2 protein-coding genes are annotated in these 1,813 nt (G+C 68.9%); one reads left to right on the forward strand and one right to left on the reverse strand.

The genetic code is table 11. From position 1 onward, the window contains the following. The first annotated feature begins 240 nt into the window (after positions 1 to 240). The gene (locus DPV74_RS41155; RefSeq protein ID WP_091924666.1) at positions 241 to 789 is read left to right on the forward strand and encodes a DUF3005 domain-containing protein; all 549 of its coding nucleotides are present in this window, start codon (positions 241 to 243) and stop codon (positions 787 to 789) included. A gap of 83 nt (positions 790 to 872) precedes the next feature. Here the strand turns inward: DPV74_RS41155 and DPV74_RS41160 are convergent, their stop codons facing one another. Further along, positions 873 to 1,637 carry a DUF4397 domain-containing protein gene (locus DPV74_RS41160; RefSeq protein WP_059694242.1) on the reverse strand — a complete coding sequence of 255 codons (765 nt, stop codon included), beginning with the start codon at positions 1,635 to 1,637 and terminating at the stop codon, positions 873 to 875. Positions 1,638 to 1,813: the final 176 nt, after the last annotated feature.

The raw sequence follows: 1,813 nt of genomic DNA on the forward strand, positions 1-1,813 counted from the left end.
CGCCGGCGGGCGCAAGCGGCGGCTGACCGGCATCAGGCGGGCGGCGCACGTGCACGCGCACGTGGCGTGCGCCGGTTCGTCGCCCGTGCGCTGCCGTGCGGCATGCATGTGCGGCACTGGCGTCGCAGGAGGCGCGTGCGCGCCGTATCTGCGCGTGAAAGATTTGCAAGGACCGTTGTAGCGATTCCCGGACCGGCGCCGGCATCACGCCGGCGCACGCCGTCCGGAACAGGAGGTGCGATGCAGAACGCGGAATCGAATCCAACCCCGCAACAGCAGCAGGAACAGATCGCGAGGAGTCCGGTGAAGACCCCGGCAGCCGGCGACATGCCCGACGCGGCGACCCAGGCCGCCGAGGTGGCGAAGCGGCCGCTGACGCCCGAGGCGGTCGCGGCGAAAACGCCGACCGGCCTGCCGCCGATCGACGTCGGCGCGCATGCGGTCGACAGCGGCGATCCCGTGCGTCGCGCGGCCGGCCGGATCGTCACGCTCGACAACGCGAACATGGCGATGACCGACAACACGGTCGACGTCGACGGCAAGGGCATGGAGGCGCGCACCGGCGCGTCGGAACTGCAGGACAACGTGATCTACTCGAACGCGTCGCTTGACGACGCGGTCGATACGCCCGACGAGGGGCTCGGCGGGATCGAGAGCCGGCCGGGCGGCAACATGCCGCAGATCGCGACGCGGCCGGGCTGGCGCGTGCGGCATGTCGGCGATGTCGACGTCGAGCACGGCGACGGTGCGCGCGCCGAGCACGTGATCTGCCTCGAGCGGATCGACTGATACCGCCGGATACCGTTACCCGGCGTGGGGCGGCCGGTGCACTCGCACCAGCCGCCACGATCGCCGCCGCCGTGTTCGCGCCTTTACTGCGGGCCGAGTTCCTGCGCGGACGTATCGGCGTCGTTGCCTTGCGCAACCAGCACGTGGATATCGTTCGGCGTCACGTCGCCGACTCCGCCCGACGGAATCGTCAGCAGCAGCCAGTCGGCGTTGTTGTTGATGGTGACCGGCGCGGTCTTGAGGATCGGCGTCTTGCTGCCGGCCGTCGTGACGATCACCTGGTAGCTGCCGCCGTTCAGGTAGATCGAATCCTGCGTCGAGGCCGGCACCGCGTTCTGGTAGGCCGCGCCCGCGAGCGTCGGGCTTTGCGTCGTGATGTCGGTGCCGGGCGGGACGACGTACATGTCGATGTTCTGCGCGTTCGGCGACGCATTGAAGCTGCGCACGCGAGCCTTGTCCGACAGCAGGCCCTTGTCGTACGGATCGTCGATCACGGAGATCAGCGACGTCGTGCTCGGCAGCGCGATCGTCGTGTAGTGATGGCCGTTCGCCGCGCTGAACGATTGCGACGCGATGGTCGAGGTCGTGCCCGAGATGTCGTAGCTCGCGGTCTGCGTGCCCGAGTCGACGTCGTGATAGCGCGTCACGCCCTTGTACGCGACACCCGACTGGTCGACCTTGGCGTTCAGGTAGTAGTCGAGGTTCGGGCCGGCCGGCACCGCGTTGATGAAGCGCGCCTGCGGCTTCGAGATGCCGAGCTCGGTGCCGACGTCGTTGCCGTCGCCGCCACATGCCGCGAGCACGGAAATGATGGAGCACAGGGCCGCTATCGTTCGTATTGATTTCATGTTGTCCTCTCGTTCAGGGGAACCTGTTTGCGATGCGGGATCGCCACGCGAAGGTCGCGTGGTGAGCAACGCCGGTTGCGGGAAGGATGTTGTCCGCCGGATCGGCGGGCGCGTGGGTGGCGCAAGCGATGTGCCTGTCTGACGGCGGGGCGCCGGGCGGCCGGGCACGGGGGCGG

It is taken from the genome of Burkholderia sp. HAN2018 (genome assembly GCF_024704855.1).
GTDB classification, from domain to species: Bacteria; Pseudomonadota; Gammaproteobacteria; order Burkholderiales; family Burkholderiaceae; genus Burkholderia; species Burkholderia cepacia.